Origin of the sequence: uncultured Treponema sp. (assembly GCF_946187725.1) — a bacterium.
Classification (GTDB): Bacteria; Spirochaetota; Spirochaetia; order Treponematales; family Treponemataceae; genus Treponema_D.
In genome coordinates this window covers 42,997-62,910 of the sequence record NZ_CAMHSK010000012.1, presented here as the reverse complement: position 1 = coordinate 62,910, position 19,914 = coordinate 42,997, and the positions used below count along the sequence as shown (strand labels likewise).

General features: G+C 43.7%; 18 protein-coding genes. 6 read left to right on the top strand and 12 right to left on the bottom strand.

The genetic code is table 11. The features are described 5' to 3' along the window. Window positions 1-13: 13 nt before the first annotated feature. From Q0Q74_RS06785 to ilvB, 3 genes are all read right to left on the bottom strand, one after another. Window positions 14-1,171: a glycoside hydrolase family 3 protein gene (locus Q0Q74_RS06785; RefSeq protein WP_294429566.1), complete on the bottom strand. Its 1,158-nt coding sequence runs from the start codon at window positions 1,169-1,171 to the stop codon at window positions 14-16. Between the two features lie 80 nt (window positions 1,172-1,251). Beyond that, on the bottom strand, window positions 1,252-1,776 hold the full coding sequence (locus Q0Q74_RS06780) for a hypothetical protein (protein ID WP_294429564.1): 525 nt from the start codon (window positions 1,774-1,776) through the stop codon (window positions 1,252-1,254). A gap of 168 nt (window positions 1,777-1,944) precedes the next feature. Further along, window positions 1,945-3,666 carry a biosynthetic-type acetolactate synthase large subunit gene (gene ilvB / locus Q0Q74_RS06775; RefSeq protein ID WP_294429563.1) on the bottom strand — a complete coding sequence of 574 codons (1,722 nt, stop codon included), beginning with the start codon at window positions 3,664-3,666 and terminating at the stop codon, window positions 1,945-1,947. A 267-nt stretch (window positions 3,667-3,933) separates the two neighbouring features. On the opposite strand from ilvB, the gene Q0Q74_RS06770 reads away from it, so the two are divergent. Both Q0Q74_RS06770 and Q0Q74_RS06765 read left to right on the top strand, forming a co-directional pair. Beyond that, entirely contained in the window at window positions 3,934-4,848 is a 915-nt protein-coding gene (locus tag Q0Q74_RS06770; RefSeq protein WP_294429561.1) for an Rpn family recombination-promoting nuclease/putative transposase, read from the top strand. Window positions 4,849-4,865: 17 nt separating this feature from the next. Further along, the gene (locus Q0Q74_RS06765; protein WP_294429559.1) at window positions 4,866-5,069 is read left to right on the top strand and encodes a hypothetical protein; all 204 of its coding nucleotides are present in this window, start codon (window positions 4,866-4,868) and stop codon (window positions 5,067-5,069) included. A gap of 320 nt (window positions 5,070-5,389) precedes the next feature. Here Q0Q74_RS06765 and Q0Q74_RS06760 read toward each other — a convergent pair whose 3' ends face one another. The 4 genes from Q0Q74_RS06760 to Q0Q74_RS06745 form a co-directional block, all read right to left on the bottom strand. Continuing rightward, window positions 5,390-5,719: a hypothetical protein gene (locus tag Q0Q74_RS06760; protein ID WP_294429557.1), complete on the bottom strand. Its 330-nt coding sequence runs from the start codon at window positions 5,717-5,719 to the stop codon at window positions 5,390-5,392. After that, a complete protein-coding gene (locus Q0Q74_RS06755) occupies window positions 5,644-5,949 on the bottom strand; it encodes a hypothetical protein (RefSeq protein WP_294429556.1) in 306 nt (101 codons plus the stop codon). The genes Q0Q74_RS06760 and Q0Q74_RS06755 overlap by 76 nt, the downstream gene beginning before the upstream one ends. Before the next feature lie 81 nt (window positions 5,950-6,030). Beyond that, window positions 6,031-6,375: a hypothetical protein gene (locus tag Q0Q74_RS06750; RefSeq protein WP_294429554.1), complete on the bottom strand. Its 345-nt coding sequence runs from the start codon at window positions 6,373-6,375 to the stop codon at window positions 6,031-6,033. Between the two features lie 706 nt (window positions 6,376-7,081). Next, window positions 7,082-7,870, bottom strand: coding sequence for a histidinol-phosphatase (locus Q0Q74_RS06745; protein WP_294429553.1), 789 nt, complete (start codon window positions 7,868-7,870; stop codon window positions 7,082-7,084). A 66-nt stretch (window positions 7,871-7,936) separates the two neighbouring features. On the opposite strand from Q0Q74_RS06745, the gene Q0Q74_RS06740 reads away from it, so the two are divergent. The 4 genes from Q0Q74_RS06740 (at window position 7,937) to Q0Q74_RS06725 (ending at window position 13,259) form a co-directional block, all read left to right on the top strand. Further along, window positions 7,937-9,487 carry an ATP-grasp domain-containing protein gene (locus Q0Q74_RS06740; protein WP_294429551.1) on the top strand — a complete coding sequence of 517 codons (1,551 nt, stop codon included), beginning with the start codon at window positions 7,937-7,939 and terminating at the stop codon, window positions 9,485-9,487. Between the two features lie 161 nt (window positions 9,488-9,648). Then, window positions 9,649-11,337, top strand: coding sequence for a dihydroxy-acid dehydratase (gene ilvD / locus Q0Q74_RS06735; protein WP_294429549.1), 1,689 nt, complete (start codon window positions 9,649-9,651; stop codon window positions 11,335-11,337). 9 nt (window positions 11,338-11,346) lie between these two features. Further along, a complete protein-coding gene (locus Q0Q74_RS06730; protein WP_294429547.1) occupies window positions 11,347-11,511 on the top strand; it encodes a hypothetical protein in 165 nt (54 codons plus the stop codon). Between the two features lie 239 nt (window positions 11,512-11,750). Next, window positions 11,751-13,259: a carbon starvation protein A gene (locus Q0Q74_RS06725; RefSeq protein ID WP_294429546.1), complete on the top strand. Its 1,509-nt coding sequence runs from the start codon at window positions 11,751-11,753 to the stop codon at window positions 13,257-13,259. Window positions 13,260-13,343: 84 nt separating this feature from the next. Here Q0Q74_RS06725 and Q0Q74_RS06720 read toward each other — a convergent pair whose 3' ends face one another. The 5 genes from Q0Q74_RS06720 to Q0Q74_RS06700 form a co-directional block, all read right to left on the bottom strand. Then, entirely contained in the window at window positions 13,344-14,537 is a 1,194-nt protein-coding gene (locus Q0Q74_RS06720; RefSeq protein WP_294429545.1) for a hypothetical protein, read from the bottom strand. Window positions 14,538-14,543: 6 nt separating this feature from the next. After that, window positions 14,544-16,673, bottom strand: coding sequence for a tetratricopeptide repeat protein (locus tag Q0Q74_RS06715; protein WP_294429542.1), 2,130 nt, complete (start codon window positions 16,671-16,673; stop codon window positions 14,544-14,546). A gap of 53 nt (window positions 16,674-16,726) precedes the next feature. Then, window positions 16,727-17,545 carry a hemolysin family protein gene (locus tag Q0Q74_RS06710; RefSeq protein ID WP_294429541.1) on the bottom strand — a complete coding sequence of 273 codons (819 nt, stop codon included), beginning with the start codon at window positions 17,543-17,545 and terminating at the stop codon, window positions 16,727-16,729. Window positions 17,546-17,639: 94 nt separating this feature from the next. Further along, window positions 17,640-18,128, bottom strand: coding sequence for an rRNA maturation RNase YbeY (ybeY, locus tag Q0Q74_RS06705; RefSeq protein ID WP_294429540.1), 489 nt, complete (start codon window positions 18,126-18,128; stop codon window positions 17,640-17,642). Beyond that, window positions 18,128-19,897: an HDIG domain-containing metalloprotein gene (locus Q0Q74_RS06700; protein ID WP_294429539.1), complete on the bottom strand. Its 1,770-nt coding sequence runs from the start codon at window positions 19,895-19,897 to the stop codon at window positions 18,128-18,130. The genes ybeY and Q0Q74_RS06700 overlap by 1 nt, the downstream gene beginning before the upstream one ends. Between the last annotated feature and the right edge of the window lie 17 nt (window positions 19,898-19,914).

Genomic DNA, 19,914 nt, shown 5'->3' with positions numbered 1-19,914 from the left:
ACTCCACAAGTTTTTAATACCCTTTCAGCTGCAAAATTCTGATAACGCTTTCATTAAGACGCTCTTCGCTGATTCTGCCTGAACGCACTGCCTCAAGAACAGCCTCATAGCCGGCATGAAAATCTTTCGGCATAAGAATAATGTCGTTTCCGGCCTCAAATGCAAGAACGCTTGCTTCCCCTGAGCCGTAATTCTTTTCGATTGCCCCCATATCAAGCGCATCACTCAAGATGAGTCCTTTGTACCCCATCTCGCCGCGAAGTTTATCAGTGATGAGTTTTCTAGACAGAGAGGCAGGATAAACACTGTCTAAAGCCGTGCAGGTTACATGCGCAATCATGATGCAGTCCGTTAGCCCAAAATTCTGTTTAAAAGGAATAAGCTCGCAGGTTTTAAGTTCTTCCCAGTTCTTTGTGACAGCAACATATTCCGCATGGGTGTCGCCTTTTGTGTCTCCGTGACCAGGAAAATGCTTAATGCAGCCTTTTACGCCTGTCGAATGCAGACCGTTTAAAAATGCACCAGCCATATCGGCTACAAGCTGAGGATTTTCACCGAATGCACGGTCTCCGATAACGATATTTTCCGGATTTGTGTTTACATCGACATCAGGTGCAAAATCAACTGTAAACCCGAAAGTTGAAAGGTATGAGCCGATGATTTGCCCTGCTCCGCGAGCATTTTCTATGTTTCCTGATTTTCCTACCGCACCCATGCTCTTGAACTTAGGAAGAAAGAAATTTTCGTTCCGTGCAAGCCGTGCCACCCGACCGCCTTCCTCATCAATAGCAAGAATTGCAGGAATCGGTGTGAGCGATGAAAGGGATTTTGTGAATGTGCGTGTTTGCGCAGGATTTTTTATGTTCCGCGCAAAAAGAATGAAACCGGCGACAGGATATTTTTCGGCGGCCTTTGCAAGTGCTGAATTCGGCTCGGTTTGAGCGCCGTGAATTACGCCTGACACAAGCTGCTCCGGCGTTATGATAAAAAGCTGAGCCACTTTTTCCTCGGTCGTCATCTGCGAAAGAATGTGTTCCGCGCTTGTAAGCTCAAAGGAATGCTTTGATGAAGGATTAGTGCGTGGAGAAGAAGCACAGCCAGCCAGTGAAGCCGCAACCAAAAAAGCTGCGGTGCATTGTGTTATAAATGATTTAAAAAAATATCTTTTCATATAGAAAATTATTATAACACAAAAGCACGATTTTTCAGCAGAATTTAAGTTTGAATCCTCACGACTCCTTAGATTTATAATCAATCAGTTCGTGCGTACTGGTAATTTTTGCTGCTTTTGTGTGTCCATTCTGAATGAGACTCAAGTTCACTTGAAAAACCGCCCCAGTCAAGGTCTAGAGTTCCGTTTACAGTAAGTTTGAGGGAGCTTTCAAGTTCTGCGATATTTGAGCCAGAAGCCTCGCGGAAGGTGACGGAATTTCCGTCATCAGTGAATTTGATTTTTACAGATTCAGTGTCTCCGTCCTCATCCGAAATTTCAATTCCATCGCTGACAAGCTCTGTAGTCTTGAAGATTTCCTTTTTGCGGGCAGTTGAAGAAACGTATCCCTGGCGGGCATTGTAGCCGTAACCGATGAACTGTTTCTGTCGTGGATTTTCTTCCGCACCGTTTGTGCTGGCAGCTTTCTGAGTAAGATTAACAGTTTTTGCAGTTTTAGCTCCCTTATAATTGACTGTGATTGTTGCTTCGTGTGTACCACTGTTCTCGTTTTCATTTACGAAAAGAATAAATGAACCTGCGCCCGTGCCAGATGAGCCAGACAAGTATCCAAGTTCATAGATTTCAGAAGCTTCAACACCACTTACTTCGCTGTCATTGATTTCGATTAAATCATCTGTATCATAAGCAATTGAAGCTGTCCATTCTTCACCCTTTTCTGCTGGAACTGAAAAAACAGCATCAATTGCCAGGCGCTACCTGCTAATTGCTAATTAATTATCCCAGCTCATCATCTGGTCATCGATTGGTTTTCCAGGGATTGCCATCGGGAGAATCATCTCATCGATATCAACACGAGAATCGACGATGCAAGGCTTTTTGCTCTCGAACGCTTCTTTGAAGACCTTTTCGAATTCGGCATTGTTGTTTGCCTTGTAATAGCCTACTCCGTATGCGTCGGCAAGCTTGCCCCAATCAGGACCGAAGTCGAGGGTTGTGTGGCTGTAGCGTTTGTCGTAGAAGAGTTTCTGCCATACGCGGACATTTCCCAAAGTTCCGTTGTTTACGAGAACGATTACAATAGGAAGATTGTAGCGCGCGATTGTACAAAGCTCGTTGCAGTTCATGCGGAATGAGCCGTCACCTGCGATATGAACAACGCGCGACTGCGGCAAACCGACCTGAATTCCCATTGCGGCTCCTGTTCCGTATCCCATTGTTCCAAGACCGCCGGATGTTACGAAACGGCGCGACTTTCCGAACGGATAGAATTGAGCTGTCCACATCTGGTGCTGTCCGACTTCGGTTGTGATATATGCGTCGTCGCCAGCGTATTTGTGAACAGTTTCGAGCATGAATTTTGGATTGATTGCGTCCGGCTTGACTTCTGAATAGCAAGCTGGAACTTCTTTTTTCCATTCAGCGATTTGTTTGAGCCAGTCTTTGTGCTCGCGCTTTTCGATAAGAGGAAGAAGACGGGTAAGAATTGACTTTACATCGCCAATGAGCTGACCGCCGACCGGAATATTCTTGTTGATTTCAGCAGGGTCAATGTCGATGTGGAAGACAGTAGCGTGCTCAGCGAATTTTTTTGGATCACCGATTACGCGGTCACTGAACCGTGAACCGAGAGCAAGAACGAGGTCGCTTTCGGTTACAGCCATGTTGCTGGCACGAGTTCCGTGCATACCGACCATCCAGGTACAAAGCGGGTGCGAAGCCGGGAATACATCGCGGCCCATCAAGCTTTCTGAAACAGGAATCTGTGCCTTTTCTGCGAATTCGAGAAGTTCTTTTTCGGCACCAGAGATTTTAATGCCGCCACCTGCATAAATTACAGGGCGTTCTGCCTTATTGATGATTTCAGCAGCTTTTTTGATTTCTTCGTCGGTCGGAACGGCAACATGAACAACGCGTGAGAAATTTGCATTTTCAGCGATGAGGTCATTGAGACCGTCTGAACCTTTTGGAAGAGGCTCAAATTCACACATTTTTGCAGTTACATCCTTAGGGATGTCGATGAGGACAGGACCCGGTCTGCCTGATTTTGCGATGATGAACGCCTCGCGGAAAGTTTTTGCAAGATCAGCAACATCTTTTACGATGAAGTTGTGCTTTGTAATCGGCATAGTTACGCCAGTGATGTCGATTTCCTGAAAAGTGTCTTTTCCGAGCAATGGAGTACCGACATTACAAGTGATTGCAACAACAGGCACTGAATCCATATAGGCAGTCGCGATGCCAGTTACGAGGTTCGTTGCTCCAGGACCCGAAGTTGCCATACAGACACCGACCTTTCCTGTGGTGCGGGCATAACCGTCTGCGGCATGGGCAGCAGCCTGTTCATGTGCGGTTAGAATATGATTGATTCGGTCTGAATTCTGATAAAGTGCGTCATAAATGTTGAGGATGTTTCCGCCCGGATAGCCGAAAACTGTGTTAACTCCCTGCTCAACAAGACATTCAATTACGATTTGTGCGCCAGTAATTTTCATAAGTTCCCCATGAGTTTATTTTTGATTAAGGCTATTTTACTGATTTTGGTGAGTTGATTCAATAATTCGATTTTTTTTTCACTTTTTTCGTCAGAGATTGCCGAAAAGTTACTTTTTTTTCAAATAAATAGATAGAAGAAAAAGAAAGAGGTGCTGCTCAATAAGTAAAAAAAGTGGTGGTTGAGCTAGTCGAAACCACTTAACTTATCAGTCATCCCCATACTTGTTTTTCTTCAAATCTTACTTATTCGAAAAAAGGAGTCATTTATGGCACCAACAGAAGCAACAAATCAAAAACACGATTACAAGAGCTCACTCTTCGTGAACATGTTCGGACGGAATGTGAACGCAAAAGAGCATTTTCTTTCGCTCTACAACGCGATTCACAACACGAACTTCAAAATCGGCGAGGTCGAGATAAAACCGGTCATGCTGGAAAATGTGGTCTACAACAACATAGAGAATGATGTATCGATGGAAATCAATGACAGCATCGTAGTTCTCGCCGAGCATCAGAGTACAATCAACAACAACATGCCGTTCCGATGCCTCGAATATCTGGTAGCACACTACAACCGCTTCTTCACCGACAACGACAAGTACAACACGAAAGAAATAAAGCTCCCCCGCCCGGAGTGCTATGTTTTCTACAACGGAGAAGACGCTTACCCGCAGGAAAAAATCATGCGGCTTTCCGACGCGTTCAAGGAAATCAAGCAAGCGACAAACTTGAAGGATTTGCCCGAATCGCTATCGCTCGACCTGACAGTGAAAATCTACAACATCAACAAGAACGCGAATCACCCGATTCTCCAGAAATGCGAGCCTCTTCTTGCATATTCAAATTTTACGGAGTATGCTAGAATAGGAAAGCAAAACGGAGAGAAGAATCCCCCGAAGTACGCGCTCGACAAGTGCCGCCAGGAAGCTCTTCTCACCGAGTATTTCAATAATCTGAGCAAGGAGGAACAATCCATGATTTTCGGTGAATGGGACCAAGAAAAGTTCATACAAGTGCAGAAACAAATTGCAGTTGAAGACAACAAAATCGCCAATGCGAAGAATTTGATTCACATGAATCTTGGTTCTCCAGAGCAAATATCTCAGGCCGTTTCTCTCCCCCTTGAACAAGTGCTTGCGCTCAAAGACGAGATTGAGAAATCAAGTACAGTTTTAGTCTGAGCAGGGAGGAGCAGTCCATGATTTTCGGCGAATGGGATCAGGAGAAGTTCATACAGGTACAAAAGCAGATTGCTGTTGAAGACACCAAAATCGCCAATGCGAAGAATTTTCTTCAAAAGGCAAATCTCTCACCAGAAATGATTGCTGATTGTTGCTCGCTTCCTCTGGAACAGGTGCTTGCTCTCAAGGAAGAAATTGAGCGCGAAAATGTACTTGCTTAGCGAAAAATTGTAGCACCACATCATAAAAACCGCCGCATAGCCAGAAGTGAATGCACTTCAACAGGTCATGCGGCATTTTTTTTAGTTTTGGGGGTGCGCATCGACATCCGTATCGCACCTTACCAGAACACTTTTCGAGCTGTATAGTCGAGGGGCGGCAAGCACCTTTGTTATCATGCTTGTTTGTGTTCTGTACTTGCGCCAGTCGCTCCATTCATACGCGCCATGCATAAGGAACAAGCCATGCTGAAGGCCAGCCGCTTTCGGTAAAAGCAGAGAACTGGCTGTTTTATGCATTCCGCAGACGCAGGGATTAGTTATCAGTCGGGCTCATGTACGGCAACCGCGCAGGAGTTCCAGATGCTGCCTATATTCACATTCGACACGACAATTCCGTCGGATGTTGCCGTCACATGCAGCCTGCTGTATTCGAGTTGATACCCTCCTGTTCCGACTTTGAAAACATAATATTCACCGTCCTCAGCTTCTTCGCTTACGGCAGCTCCGTCATCAAACAGCGTCAGGTTTGCGCGTATCAGCGTAAAAGTAACGCCATTATCACAGATAGAACCATCTATAGACCAGAATCTTCCAGATGAGCCTGCGGGTATGAAGGTGTCGCCCACCCTGATGACGTCGCCGTTTTGCAATGTCGTATAGTTCGTAGCTCCCGTCCCCCCACTGCACCAGTTGCATCCTCTGTCGTCCAGCCAGACGGAATGCCGTTTATGCTTTCTGTTTGCCAGTCTGACATGCTGGCAGCCTTTACAAAGGTGCCGCTTGCAGCGACGCCGACCACCCATTCATTGGTGCATGCGCTTGCACTAATATCAGTTGCAAGACACTTGATGTAGGCAAGGCTTGTACAGTCCTTGAACATAATGCTATAGCAAGCAGTTGCAAGTGTGGTTGCCGGCAGATACAGAGCCTTAGAAGCATGATTCTTTATATGGGTGTTATTTTAGAACAGCCTGTAAAATGCATAGTCCGTCAGGGTTGTTGCGTTGGGATTCCATTGTCTTGCGCTGATGGAATTTTCTTCAAGCGTGACAAGGCTCATAATGTTGCCGTACACATTGCAGTCTGCCGTGCAGGCAATCTGCATAGATGCCGAAGATGTATTTTCTGAGCTTTCCGCATAGAAGCAGACTTTGTCGCCGGCAGCAACTTCAATTGCTTCAAGGGTAAGCGGAGTGGCAGTCTCATCCCCACTGCTGCTAGACTCCCACTGAGCATACAACGTAAGATTTCCGCTCTGATTTTCGGTGCTTGTGAGTGCTGTTCCGCTGCCGTCTGTATGTTCCATCCTGCAAATGTGAAGTTGCCGCTTGCGTCCGTAAGGGTCGGGAATGTGTAGGTTTCGTCGTAGTGCGAGTAGGTTCCGAGTTTCGTTGTGTATCCTGCGATTCTGCTGATTGGAGTAGTAGGATTCTTGAACATAGAGAATACGGCGATGTAGTTTCCCGGTGCAATGTCGGTTTCGGTGTAGGTTGCGCTAAGTTCTGAAAGGGTAAGTGCCGTTTCCGCTTTTGCAACACCGCTCTCAGTATTCGCCGAGCTGAGCGTGTAGCTTTCGCTTCCGAGCGTGACCTGAACGCTGGAGCAAGTCCCGCGTAGGTAGATTCAGCGGTAGTCAGCGTCGTGTAGTTTGTAACGAGTGCTTGCTGTGCTGTGGTCAGTGCGTCATATGCGTTGCGGGCTGTATCAATCTTTCCTTTGCTTTCTTCTGTGTACGCAACTTCACCGATTGCACCAATCTTTTCGATAACAGCACTTGCCGCTCAAAAAATTGCAGCAAATTCTTTGAGCCAACAAAAAAAGCCCGAATCAGTGAGGCAAAACTAAAATGCGCTCAGCTGATTTCGGGCGAAATTCCAACAAAAGAGAACTTTTAGAGATAACTTTATAGATAAGATTGTTTTAACACAGGATAAGAGAAAATCAAGAAAAATTTGAGGATGCTTCGCATTGTTTTCCTTGTGGATTTAAGGAGCAATGGAAGCTATTTGATTTTAAGAGAGGACGCTTTCTTCCGGCACAATTCCAAACCGTGCGGCATATTCGCGGGCATCACGCGCCTGTGAGATGACTGTAAGCGGGTCGTGCGCATCGGCATTACAGACAACACGAACGCCGGAATCTGCGGCAAGAGTCCAGAATTCATCGACGGGATAGGAATATCGCATTCCTTTTTCGCATGGCCACTTCTTCTTGTGCATTCCAAGTCCATTCACTTCAAGCGGGAGATTCAAATCTTTTGCGGCGGCGATTATTGCCTTCATACACGTTTCGACATCAGAATTCCATTCGCGTCCGTAAGCCATGCACAAATCAGGATGAGCCAGAAAAGCAAAGAGCCCGCTCCTCATTCCTTCGATTGTCTGGTCGGTATAGTTGAAAAGGTCAGATTTTTCGACTGTGGAAGGAATATAAACATGTGAATCGCCTTTTACAAACCAGTGAGAGCCTAAAATGAGATAATCAGCACCAAATTCACCTTTTAAGCCATCTTTATACCAGTTTACAAGACGATTATCCCATTCACATTCAAAACCAAGATAGACAGGAAAAGGAGAATCTTTTTTAAGTGCCCGCACTTCATCAGCATAACCATAGGCATCCTTAACGCTCATTCGGACATCAGGCCAGTAATCAGGTGTGCTTTCAGGGTAAGGACAATGATCTGTAAATCCAAGAGCCGTGCAGCCTTCCCTCACAGCCTGTTTGAAATAGTCAGCAGGATGCCCTATCGCGTGATTACATAAATAAGTATGAGTATGTAAATTTGGAATCGGATTCATGAAGAAAGATTATCACAAAACGGGGGGCTTTTACAAATGGATTACTCGCATGCTATAATCCCAGCCATGAGGATTCTTTTTTATTCTACAAGTTCCAATGTTTATGACGGAAATGCAATCAAAACGACCACACTCCCCTCATGGAAAGAACAATGGGAAAGTCTTGCCCAAATGCACGCCGAACATGAATTTATAATCGCGACACAACTTCCAGGAATGTTTCTCGTTGATGTTGAAGGGAACGAAATCGCCTCAAAATCATCAAAAATTGAATACCATATAATCAACTCGGACAAAGAAAAAGAAATCGCAGAAGAACTTGCCGCTTTGAAGCCGGAACTAGCAATTGCCCTTTCATTTTATGTGATGCCCTACGACTGGCTTACGGTCAAGGATGCACTTGTAGCTGATTTTCTTCGTGAAAAGGGAATCAGGACAATCTGCCACCCGGTTGAATCAGGCCTTATCTGCTTTGACAAATGGCGGACTCATGAATTCCTTGAAAAACACGGCATAAACTGCGCAAAGGCCGTTCACCTTAATCACGAACTTTACATCAACGCGGGGAACAGGCGCGAGCTAAAAAGCAATGTCTACACGGATGCGGTCTTTCACGAAATCAAAAAACTGAATTTTCCAGTAATCATAAAGGATACGACAGGATTGAGCTCATTTGGAGCAGATGTCGTGAACACTTATGATGAAGCCTTAGGAATTCTGCGCTCAAAAAAGACAACTTCAGACAGAATAATAGAAGAAATGATTGCAGGTGAGCAGTTCGGCTGCGAGATTTACGGCACTTACGATGAAAAAAACGCACACCAAACCTACACGATTTTTCCACCGTTCAAATTCAGCGTTAATCAGTACGGAATCACAAGTCCGAAGCAGAGCGTGAAATTCGGCCCGTTTGGAACAGACGCAACTGAATCCGAATATTACAAAATCCGTGACCTGAACGAAATGCTTTCAAAGCTTGCGGAAGAACTCAAACTCGACGGAATCGCACAAGTCGATTTAGTCTTTACAGGCGAAAAGTGGTTCGTAATTGAAATAAACCCGCGCCTTTCAGGAATGAGCACGACATACGCCGCGAGCACCGGAATGCCTTTGAGCGAGATGATTTTTGAGAAACTGAAAGTGGAAAGTGGAAAACGAAAAACGGAAAGCAGTGGGGAAAGCCTTCCCCTCGCTCCAATACCTCTCACTACGCAGGAGAATGCAGAACAAGTTCAGCCTTCTCCGCTCCGTTCGGCTATTTCCGCTACCCCTTCTCCTAGGGGAGACTCACTCAAAACCTGTCTCACAGGTTTTGCCCCTAAAGGGTCGTTCCCTACCCCTAAAACCCCACAGTTTCAGAATACGCTGAACATCAAATTCCCGATTCTCGCGCGTGGAAAGCTTCTGGAACTCAAATCGCTTCCATATATTGCCTTTGTGAATCAGATAGAAAACCGGGCAGCACGGCAGATTCGTGAACAGGGCTACTGCGAGGTGATTTTGTGCGGGGAAACGAAAGATGAGCTTCGGAATAATCTGAATGATTTAAGCCAGAAATTTTCAGATGTCATGGAAAAATCATTTTTTGACACTGCAATGGAGATGCTGAAATACTAAAGAGCCACCTCGCAAAAAAAATCTGAGATTTTTCCGTCCCTTATAATTGCATGATATGCAACAATTCTTTTCATATATTTCAATTTACGCAATGACAGTATCTTTGTATAATGTCCTTGATTATTTTCTATTAAATTGAAGTATTTTTTTAGGGGTACATTATGAAGAAATCTGATAACGCAATTAAAGGTACGGCACGCGCTCCGCACCGCTCTCTTTTCTATGCTTCAGGCTACACTGACGAAGAGCTTGAGCAGCCGATGGTTGGAATTATCTGCGCAAAAAACGAGTTGATTCCGGGGCACATTGAGCTTGACCGTATCGCTGAGGCTGTAAAGGCTGGTGTCCGTCTTGCAGGCGGCACTCCTGTTGAATTCCCGGCAATCGGTGTTTGTGACGGTATCGCAATGGGTCACGAAGGCATGAAATACTCTCTCGTTACCCGTGAATTGATTGCCGACAGCGTTGAATGCGTCGCCAAGGCTCATCAGTTTGATGCTCTTGTTATGATTCCGAACTGTGACAAAATCGTTCCGGGTATGCTCATGGCTGCTGCCCGCCTCGACTTGCCGACTGTTTTCGTTTCGGGCGGTCCGATGATGCCTGGTCACTTGCCTGGTCATGATGCTTCAAATCCATATTCTGGTAAAAATCTTTCTTTGACTGATATGTTCGAGGCTGTTGGCGGTTTGGCCGTTGGCAAAATCAATGAATGTCAGCTTAAAGAGCTTGAGAACTATGCCTGCCCTGGTTGCGGTGCCTGCTCTGGAATGTTCACCGCAAACTCAATGAATTGTCTGACTGAAGTTTTGGGATTGGGCTTGCCTGGAAACGGAACGATTCCTGCCGTAACTGGCCGCCGAATCCAGCTTGCAAAACACGCTGGCATGGCTGTAATGGAAATGTACAAAAAGGGTATCACTGCCCGACAGATGATGACCAAAAAGAACTTCGAGAACGGTCTTGCCGCTGATATGGCTTTGGGTTGCTCTTCAAACACAATGCTCCATCTTCCTGCAATTGCTCACGAAGCCGGAATTGAAATCGACTTGCACGAAGTCAACGAAATCTCTAACCGTACACCGAACCTCTGCCACCTTGCACCGGCTGGCCACACTTTCATGTGCGAGCTTGATGATGCTGGCGGCGTTCAGGCTGTTCTTGCAGAACTTGCAAAGAAAAACTTGATTGATACAAGCCTCATCACCGTTACAGGAAAGACAATCGCAGAGAACATCAAAGGCGTCAAAAACCGCAACCCGGAAATCTTGCGCCCGATTGAAAATCCGTACTCAGACAACGGCGGTATCGCAATTTTGTTCGGCAACCTTGCTCCAAACGGAACTGTCGTAAAACGCTCTGCTTGTGCAAAAGAGCTCATGCTTCACACAGGACCTGCCCGCGTATTCAACGATGAGAGCGAGGCAATGGAAGCCGTTCAGAAGGCTCAGATTCACCCTGGCGATGTAGTTGTAATCCGCTACGAAGGTCCGAAAGGCGGTCCGGGTATGCGTGAAATGCTCGCAGTAACAGCAGCACTCGCAGGTCAGGGATTGGACAAGCAGGTTGCTTTGATTACTGACGGTCGATTCTCTGGCGCTACCCGTGGTGCTTCACTCGGTCACTGTTCACCAGAAGCTGCAGTTGGTGGCCCAATCGCTCTCGTTCAGGAAGGCGACAAAATCACTCTCGATATCAACAACTACAAGATTCACCTTGATGTAAGCGATGAAGAGCTTGCAAAACGCCGTGCCGCATGGAAAGCCCCAGAACCAAAAGTGAAGACAGGCTACCTTGCACGATACGCGAAACTCGTTTCTTCTGCTGACAAAGGCGCAATCTTGCAATAGAATATAGGCATGACCGAAACATTTAACACCTGGACTGAATATGATGAATGGCTGATTCAAAATTATGAAGCCTATGCAATGACAAGCCTCAACGAAATTGACGGCAAAGTTGTTGTTGAATACATGGATAAGGCCGAGTGGGAAAAACAGGAACGGGAAGCCGGCCGTCTATAAACAGGCATTTTTTTGAGACGCATTTCATTATGATTGCCCGGAAACAAACACTGTCTCCGGGCAATTTTTTTTTACATACCCGCCATCTATAAGACTTTCTTCATATTAAATATAACAAAAAATTTGACAGTAAAAAGAAACGGATTTAGGATTTAATCATAATAAAAAGAGACGCTGCAAGAGAAAAACGCGAACATAATTCAAAAACACGTTTCCCCTTCCGTCTTAAAGGAGGTCTTATGGTTACATTCTTTGTTGCATTAGCTATCTTAATTGGTGGCTATATAGTTTATGGTTCGATTGTAGAAAAAGTATTCAAGCCTACTGACAATCCAACCCCAGCCGTTGCAAATCCTGACGGCGTAGATTATGTTCCTATTTCTACACCAAAAGCGTTTCTTATCCAGCTTTTGAACATCGCAGGATTGGGTCCGATTTTCGGTGCAATAAGCGGCGCCATGTGGGGTCCAAGCGTTTACATCTGGATTGTATTCGGAACACTTCTTGCAGGTGCAGTCCATGACTTCACGGCAGGTATGCTTTCAGAACGAAATGACGGAGCTTCAATTTCTGAAGTAACAGGAAAATATCTGGGACCGATAATGCACAATGTAATGCGCATTTTCTCCGTAGTCCTTTTGATTCTTGTAGGTGTTGTATTCATGGTCGGTCCTGCTGGTCTTCTTGCTCGCCTTACCCCAGCATGGCTCGATATCCGTGTATGGACTATAATCATCCTCTGTTATTATTTCCTTGCAACCCTTCTTCCAATCGATAAAATCATCGGTAAAGTTTACCCGCTCTTCGGAATCCTTCTTATTCTTATGGCATTCGGAATCGCAATCGGTACAATGATTCATTCCGGCGAACGCTCAATGATGGAATTCACTTTCAAAAATCTTTATCCAGGAAATGTTGACGGAACTGGAGTAAAACCAATCTGGCCACTCATGTTCATCACTGTAGCGTGTGGTGCGATTTCTGGTTTCCATGCAACACAGTCTCCTATTGTTTCACGCTGTATCAAGAGTGAAAAAGAAGGCCGCAAGATTTTCTACGGCGCTATGGTTGCAGAAGGCATTATCGCTCTCATTTGGGCAAGTGCTGCAGTTGCATTCTTCTGGAACAAAGACGGAAGCGGCACAGGTCTTTCAGCCCTCAAAGCAATCGGCGGCGGAAACTCAAATTCTGTATATGACATGTGCGTTGCCCTTCTCGGCCCAATCGGCGGTCCAATCGCCCTTCTCGGTGTAATCGTCTGTCCTATTACTTCAGGTGATACAGCATTCCGAAGTGCACGAATGACAATCTTTGACTGGATGAAACTTGATGAGAAAAAGATTCCTGTACGCTTGAGCGTTGCAATTCCTCTTCTCCTGATTGGTTACGGCATTTCATTCATCAACTACAATGTAGTCTGGCGATACTTCTCATGGTCAAACCAGACACTTGCAATGATTGTTCTTTGGGCTGGAGCGGTTTATCTTGCAACAAACTATGAGAACAAAAACCGTGCATGGCTTTGTGCAATTCCTGCCACCTTCATGTCTGCTGTCTCAATCACATATCTTATGTACGCACCAGAATGTTTCAACCTCGGTGCAAAAGGAGCATCAGGACTCACAATTTCTTATACAGTCGGTGTAATTGCGGCAGTTGCATTCCTTGCTGTATTCCTGCTTACTGCATACAGAAATCCACAGGCAAGTCTTGAACGACAGAAAGCTATAGTAATCGGACGAAAATAAAAGTCAAAAAATAGCTGGCTGAACATAAAAATCCCGCTTACATCGGTGAAATCCACCACTTGTAAGCGGGATTTTTTGTGTTTTTCAGTAATTGTCCCATTTAAAATCATCGAAATCTTTTATCTGAGATTCACGCTCATTACGAAAATATTTTTCAAGTTTTCGTATTGTGAGGGGCTTTTTATTCTTATAATTTGGATTCATATAAAAATAGGCTTTGTACAGTTTTTCTTCTTCGGTTTGAGACGGGCTTTCATCATCTATAAAAATGATTCCGGCAAGATTTTTTGCCACATCACATACTTTAATTTTACCGTTCGCGTAACTTGATGAATACAAAGCGGCTTTTGCCCGGATTTTGTCTAGCTCAATGAAGGTACGGCGGGCAAGTGAACGATAGAAGATATTGTTGAAATCACCAAAATCAACGGTCTCTTCATTGAACCATGGATTTCTGACCATTGTAATCACCGAATATTCATTATCAAGCAGCTTTGAACCATAATCCAGGAATTTATACTTGTAAGCCTCGGCCATTGCGAAAGGAGAATATTCTTTTACCGTGCTGATTGTATCCGAATACTCAATTCTGAATGTGAATACGATTCCCGTTTTTGATTCATAATGAAGCACGCGTCTGTTTTCTGAGACCGCATTCGTAAGTTCATAATAAATCTTCCGTTTTTCTAATCCGAGATGAGATTTTACTTCGGTGTAATCGATGCTCGAAAGGTTGTCCACGGCAATCATAACGCTTTTTCCCAAGGTCGCAAGCGAGTATTCTTCAACAATTTCAATCACTTCATCAAGAATGTTCTGATGAATGCAGTTAAACGACTTTACATCGGTAAAAACTATGTCATGACGGAGATGAAGACATAAATCGATGTCAATCACTTCTTTTTGTCCGTTAATTGCCGGGATTGATTTTTTATGCGTTTTTACTGAAAGTTGATTTATATAGGAAAGGGCGAAAAATTCTGAAAATTGTGAATAAAAATCAAGGGCGACAAGCTCTGAGTAAGGCCCTGCCCAGCCAGAGTTTCTTGCCTCCCCGATATTTTTTACCCGCTCTGCGATATCATTGATTACAGAACGGTCATCACCGAATTTCTGATTCAATCGCTTCAATCTGGAAACGAAATTTCTTGCAAAGAGATTCGGTGAATCAACATTAAGCGGCGAAATACACGCGTTAGTGTTTTGTCTGTTACGAATTGTTTTTGGAATTGAGAAGACGCTAAAAATTATTTTTTCAAGATTTTCAACATCAGTCATCAATTTTTAGTTTTTAAGGCCTCTGATAAGCTGAATAATCGCAGGAGTCTTAATCAGTCCCATCTCGCGTGCATCCAGTTTTTTCTGTTTTTCTGCTTTTTCATCTTGAGGAAGAATTCTCTTACCGTTTTCACCGGCAGCAGGCGTATTGTCAAGAATCTGAGCATCCTCGGCAGCTTTTACTTCCGGACGGAATTTTACAAGAACTTCATCACCGACATTTACGCGGTCATAGAATCCGTTCTGAGACAAAGTGCCCTGAGAAATTTCCTCACCAGCACGAGTGATTTTTATAGTTCCAAGGAAATTCTTTTCTTCGTAAGTAACTCCGAGCCCCTTGTCATTTGTAACAATCTTTCCAGCCTTGATTACATCGAGCACTACATCAGGTTTCATGCCTTCAACAGTTCCCAAATCAACAAGGATTTCATTTACGCTTCTCTGAAGGATTTTACCCCGCACAGGAAGAATATCCAGCAAGTCGCGGCGGAAAGCCCTTAATACAGAAGAGAATTTGTCATTACCAGTTCTGAATGATGAAAATTTTGCAGTTTCAGTTCCGGTTCTTCCTGAATAGACAGTAGCAGCCAAAGTGATTTCGCGTTCAGTCTCATCCAATGAAAGAAGAATGAAATAATCAAGTTTGTTTTTGCGGGCAAGACGATAAGCCTCACCATATCCGGAAACAGGCTGATTCTGAACATCTACTGAAGCAGATGCAATTCCTGAGAAAATTTCAGCACACATTCCGGCAGTTATTTCCTCTGCATCACAATGCAAAAGCTGAACAGGAGATTTTGTATAATAAATACCGACATGCCATCGAGTTTTATCAAGGTAGAATGGATCAACATTCCATTTTGCACCAAGCGAGTATTTCATCAAAGATTCATAGGCTTCGATTGTATCATTGACCTTTTTCTGAGCAGGCGTGACTTTTGATTTATCGCCATCCTTTTCAGATGCGGCCTTTTCCTGATTCTGTTTGATGAATTTCAGCTGATTGAGGTAATTTTCGTTAAGACCCGTCCTTCCCAAAAGTTCAGCAAATTCAGAGCGGGCAACATCGTCAAATGGATTAATTTTAAGTGCCCTCTGATATTCATAGCGTGCCTCTTCGCCAAGGAAAGATTTAGAAAATTCGCGTGCTTTCTGAACATGGAAATTCGCCCATTCTTCACGGCGCTCATCCTCGACAGAAAGCTTTTTCATGACGAGAAGCTCAAGTCCGCTTCGCATGACTTCATCAAATGGATTTATGTAAAGGGCTTCACCCCAAGTCTGCATTGCAGCCTTCCACTCACCTTTTCGATTCTGAGAAAGACCTTTGAGATACCAGGCCTCACTTGTGCTCCTGTTCTTTGAAATCAGATAATCACACAAATCAATGACTTCGCCGTATTTTTTCTGAGAATACAGGATTGATGAAAGAAGAATGTAAGCCTTTGTATAATCAGGATTTATCTGAACAGCCGCACGAACCCGCTTCTCTGCCTCCGAAAAATTTCCACGTTTTGCCTCAAGGTAAGCAGCAAGATAATGAACCTCGCTTTCCCCGGAATGATAGCGCAAAGCCTGATCAATGTATTTTCGTGCAGTTTCATGATTACCAAGTTCCGCACTGATTAAAGCAAGCGACAGAAGAGCCTTTCTATTGTTGCCCTGTCTTTTGAGTGCATCTTCATACTGATTTTTTGCCCCGATAAAACTTCCTGTAAACAAATCAAGTTCTGCAAGACCAAACCGAGAATCGATATCATTCGGATATTTTTTAAGGATTTCCGTAAAAATAAGCCGTGCTTCGTCCAGTCGGCCGAGTGCAATGAGAATCAGACCTTTGAGATTCTGTATGTCCGTTCTGTTTTTTGCATATTTATCAGCCTCTTCAAGATAAGTGAGGGCAAGCGTGTAATCGCCAAGAGAATAAGTTACTTCTGAAAGATGAAACCAGGCTTCACCGTAAGCATTGTTTACTTGCAGGGCCTGCTGAAAATCTTCGGATGCACCGTAGTAATCTTCGACATTCTGTTTCTGAATGCCACTCTCAAATAATTTGAGCGCACTCTGACTTTCAGAAAAGGCAGAGAACAAAAGAGAAAAAATAAGAACTGTCAGACATTTTCGAATCGATTTCATATCTTTTCAATTATCGGTAATTTTGAAAGCACAGATTACACAGATTGCACGGATTACTCTTCTGTTTCAGCAGCTTTCTTCATAACTTTAATCAAATTTACGCGATGGCCTTCCATATCCTGAACGATGAAATCAAAATTCTCGTATTCAATTTTTTCGTATTTGACAGGAATACGCCCGAAAAGATCAAGAACAAAACCGCCGAGCGTATCAAAATCTTCTGTAGGGAAACTTGATTCAAGCGTCTCGTTGAGGTCATCCAAATCCACTCGCGCATCGCAAAGCCATACATTCTCACCAAGAGAAACGATGTCTTCTTTTTCGTTGTCAAACTCGTCCTGAATGTCTCCGACAATTTCTTCGATAATGTCTTCCATACAGACGATTCCAGAAATTCCACCATACTCATCAATTGCGATTGCGATATGCTGATGGCGACGCTTAAATTCACGCAAAAGACCGTCGATTTTTTTTGATTCAGGAACGAAATATGCTTTTTTAGTGATTTTTTGCAAATCAACTTTTTCTTTTTTGGCTATTGCCTTGATAATATCCTTTACATAGAGAATGCCAGTTACATTATCGATTGATTCGCTGTAAACAGGGAAACGGGAATGACCGCTTTCTGTGATTTTCTCCAGAAGTTCTTCTTCAGGTGTATCAATTGAAATGAAATCAACATCAATTCGAGGAATCATGACTTCTTTTACGGTAGTCTCAGACAAATCCTCGATTCCCTTAATCATGTCGTTTTTTTCTTCAATGAGGATTTCTTCTTGTGCCCGATCCAGTTCAGATGATTTATCCGACCTGGCGGCGTTACTGGAGTGATAGTCCTCGTCTTTTTTTTTGCCAAATTTAAATAATCCCATAAAACTTCCTTTATTTTTAAATTCCTCACGAAACTCGCAGAGTACACAGATAGATACTATGCTCTGTGTTTCCGCGCCATCCGTGAAAGATTTCTTAGTTACTCATTAAGTTCACATCTGTGACTTCTTTTAAGATTTTTTCCTGCAGAGCAAGCATCTCATTCTTTGGTTCAACGCCAGGCTCAATATGCTCTTCGCCGTGGTCATAGCCGTTTAAATGCAGCGTTCCATGAATCAAAAGACGCTTAAGTTCCTCGTTTTCGCTGACACCAAAGTATTCAGCATTTTTCGGCAAAGTTTCCAGAGAAATTGCCATATCTCCAGCCTGCAACCACTCACCTTCATCATCGGAATATTTTGAACCATTCTCAAATGAAAGAATATCCGTTGGGGCATCGATTTCACGATAATCCCTGTTAAGCTGCTGAATTGCCTCGTCATTACAGAAAAGGATTGAGATTTCCTCACGGTCAATTTCCAGCTTTTTGAGGATTTCAATCACAAATTTGCCAATTTTATTATCATCAAGCCATGCTGGAATCTCGATACCGTCCTGAACTGAAACTAAAACTCTGTTTGCCATTATTCTTTCTCCTGTTTTTCAGATTTTGTTGAATCAGCTTTTACCTCAGAAGACTGGGATTTGTCCTTTTCAGAAGTGAAAGATTTGTCTTTTTCTGATTTTTCGGCTTCACTGTCACCGGTAGCATCAGGGTCTTTCTGATTTTGATATTTGATTCGTCCATGATAGTATGCTGCAAGAATGCGAACGAATGTATCACGGATTTTAGTAAGTTCACCGAAAGTAAGCGCTGAATTGTCAAGCTGGCCGCTTTCAATCTTTTTATTGATTAAATCCTGAATGAATTTTTCTAGCCGCTGGGCAGTCGGTTTTTCAAGAGATTTACAGGCCGCCTCACATACATCCGCGAGCATTACAACTGCACTTTCTTTTGTACTCGGAGGATTTCCGATATAAGAATAATCTTCTGGATTTACATTTTCATCTTTTTCTTTTGCCTTATTATAGAAGTAAGTAATCAGGGAATTGCCGTGATGCTCTGCGATAATATCGATTATCTGCTTTGGAAGACGAAGCTGATATGCCTTTTCAACACCGATTTTTACATGACTTTTGATTACCGAAACCGAAAGCGACGGATTTAAATCAGTATGCTTGTTAGCGGTATCGATATTGTTTTCTGTAAAATACTCAGGATGCTCCATTTTACCGATATCATGATAATATGAGCCGACCCTCGCAAGAAGAGCGTTTGCCCCGATTTCTTTACATGCGTTTTCGGCAAGCTGAGCAACCATCATGCAGTGCTGGTGAGTTCCGCTCGCAGTAAGAAGAAGCTTTCGCAAAACAGGTGCGTTCTGATCGCTCAAATCCATAAGCCGGAATACAGAAGCTGTGTTCATAATAGATTCAAGCGGCGTAAGGAATCCAAGCACAAGAATTCCCGAAAGGAAGCCGTTAAAAGCAATTCCCGGACAAATGAAAACCGCATCGTTAAAATCAGAATTGAACATGACTTTAAGGAAGACAATGAACACAACATTAAGTACGGCCTGCATAAGGGATGCAAAAACCATGTCGATTCGTCTTTCAATCTTCATTACGATTCGTGAAGCAGAAACACATACGGCGAGCGTAAAAAGAGTCGGAACAATCTGAAATGAAGAAGCACCGAGAACGCCGAGAGAGAGCAGAATTGAGAAAAACAAAGCGGATGTCTGCCCGAAAAGAATCGCAATCAAGAATGCCGAAAAGACCGAAGGAATCATGACTGGCAGCGTATATGGATTCTGGAAAATTGCACTCTTCATGCCAAACGATGTCGTAAAGAAAACAAGGATAAAAAGCACGCACTCAAGAATCACTTCTTTTATTTCGATCCGACGTTTTAAAAGAACTGGGTTGAAAAGCACAATCCAGAGAACAGCAACGAGCACAAGGTAAAGAATTTTATCCCAGAAAGCCCGATAATCGATGTAAAGCGGAGAATCCGCCATTTTCTGAAGCTTGAAAAATTCCTCTTCGGTGATAGGGAACCCTTTACGGATAACTTTTTCACCCTTTTCGATTGCAACAGGATACTGCACATCTTCAGGAAGAGATTTTTTTGCATAAATAGTCTTGTCGGCAACCTGACCGACTTCATATTCTTCAATTGCAAATGAAGCGAGCGTTTCGGTTGTATTGGCATCGTACCAGAGAATCGCTGTAGCAGCCATGAAAGTGAGGAAGAATGCCAGAATCAACTGCCAGTTTTTAGCAATAAACGCTCCCATGGAAGAGAAAGTTCTGACTATTCCGTTTTCTTCGTTTTTTTCTTTTTTACTCATTTTTTAACTCCAAAAGA

What these genes read in the sequence shown, in the direction of transcription:
- Q0Q74_RS06785 (WP_294429566.1), bottom strand. Translation starts at nt 1,171, where the DNA reads ATGAAAAGATATTTTTTTAAATCATTTATAACACAATGCACCGCAGCT.
- ilvB (WP_294429563.1), bottom strand. Translation starts at nt 3,666, where the DNA reads ATGAAAATTACTGGCGCACAAATCGTAATTGAATGTCTTGTTGAGCAG.
- Q0Q74_RS06770 (WP_294429561.1), top strand. Translation starts at nt 3,934, where the DNA reads ATGGCACCAACAGAAGCAACAAATCAAAAACACGATTACAAGAGCTCA.
- Q0Q74_RS06765 (WP_294429559.1), top strand. Translation starts at nt 4,866, where the DNA reads ATGATTTTCGGCGAATGGGATCAGGAGAAGTTCATACAGGTACAAAAG.
- Q0Q74_RS06755 (WP_294429556.1), bottom strand. Translation starts at nt 5,949, where the DNA reads ATGTTCAAGGACTGTACAAGCCTTGCCTACATCAAGTGTCTTGCAACT.
- Q0Q74_RS06750 (WP_294429554.1), bottom strand. Translation starts at nt 6,375, where the DNA reads ATGGAACATACAGACGGCAGCGGAACAGCACTCACAAGCACCGAAAAT.
- Q0Q74_RS06745 (WP_294429553.1), bottom strand. Translation starts at nt 7,870, where the DNA reads ATGAATCCGATTCCAAATTTACATACTCATACTTATTTATGTAATCAC.
- Q0Q74_RS06740 (WP_294429551.1), top strand. Translation starts at nt 7,937, where the DNA reads ATGAGGATTCTTTTTTATTCTACAAGTTCCAATGTTTATGACGGAAAT.
- ilvD (WP_294429549.1), top strand. Translation starts at nt 9,649, where the DNA reads ATGAAGAAATCTGATAACGCAATTAAAGGTACGGCACGCGCTCCGCAC.
- Q0Q74_RS06730 (WP_294429547.1), top strand. Translation starts at nt 11,347, where the DNA reads ATGACCGAAACATTTAACACCTGGACTGAATATGATGAATGGCTGATT.
- Q0Q74_RS06725 (WP_294429546.1), top strand. Translation starts at nt 11,751, where the DNA reads ATGGTTACATTCTTTGTTGCATTAGCTATCTTAATTGGTGGCTATATA.
- Q0Q74_RS06720 (WP_294429545.1), bottom strand. Translation starts at nt 14,537, where the DNA reads ATGACTGATGTTGAAAATCTTGAAAAAATAATTTTTAGCGTCTTCTCA.
- Q0Q74_RS06715 (WP_294429542.1), bottom strand. Translation starts at nt 16,673, where the DNA reads ATGAAATCGATTCGAAAATGTCTGACAGTTCTTATTTTTTCTCTTTTG.
- Q0Q74_RS06710 (WP_294429541.1), bottom strand. Translation starts at nt 17,545, where the DNA reads ATGGGATTATTTAAATTTGGCAAAAAAAAAGACGAGGACTATCACTCC.
- ybeY (WP_294429540.1), bottom strand. Translation starts at nt 18,128, where the DNA reads ATGGCAAACAGAGTTTTAGTTTCAGTTCAGGACGGTATCGAGATTCCA.
- Q0Q74_RS06700 (WP_294429539.1), bottom strand. Translation starts at nt 19,897, where the DNA reads ATGAGTAAAAAAGAAAAAAACGAAGAAAACGGAATAGTCAGAACTTTC.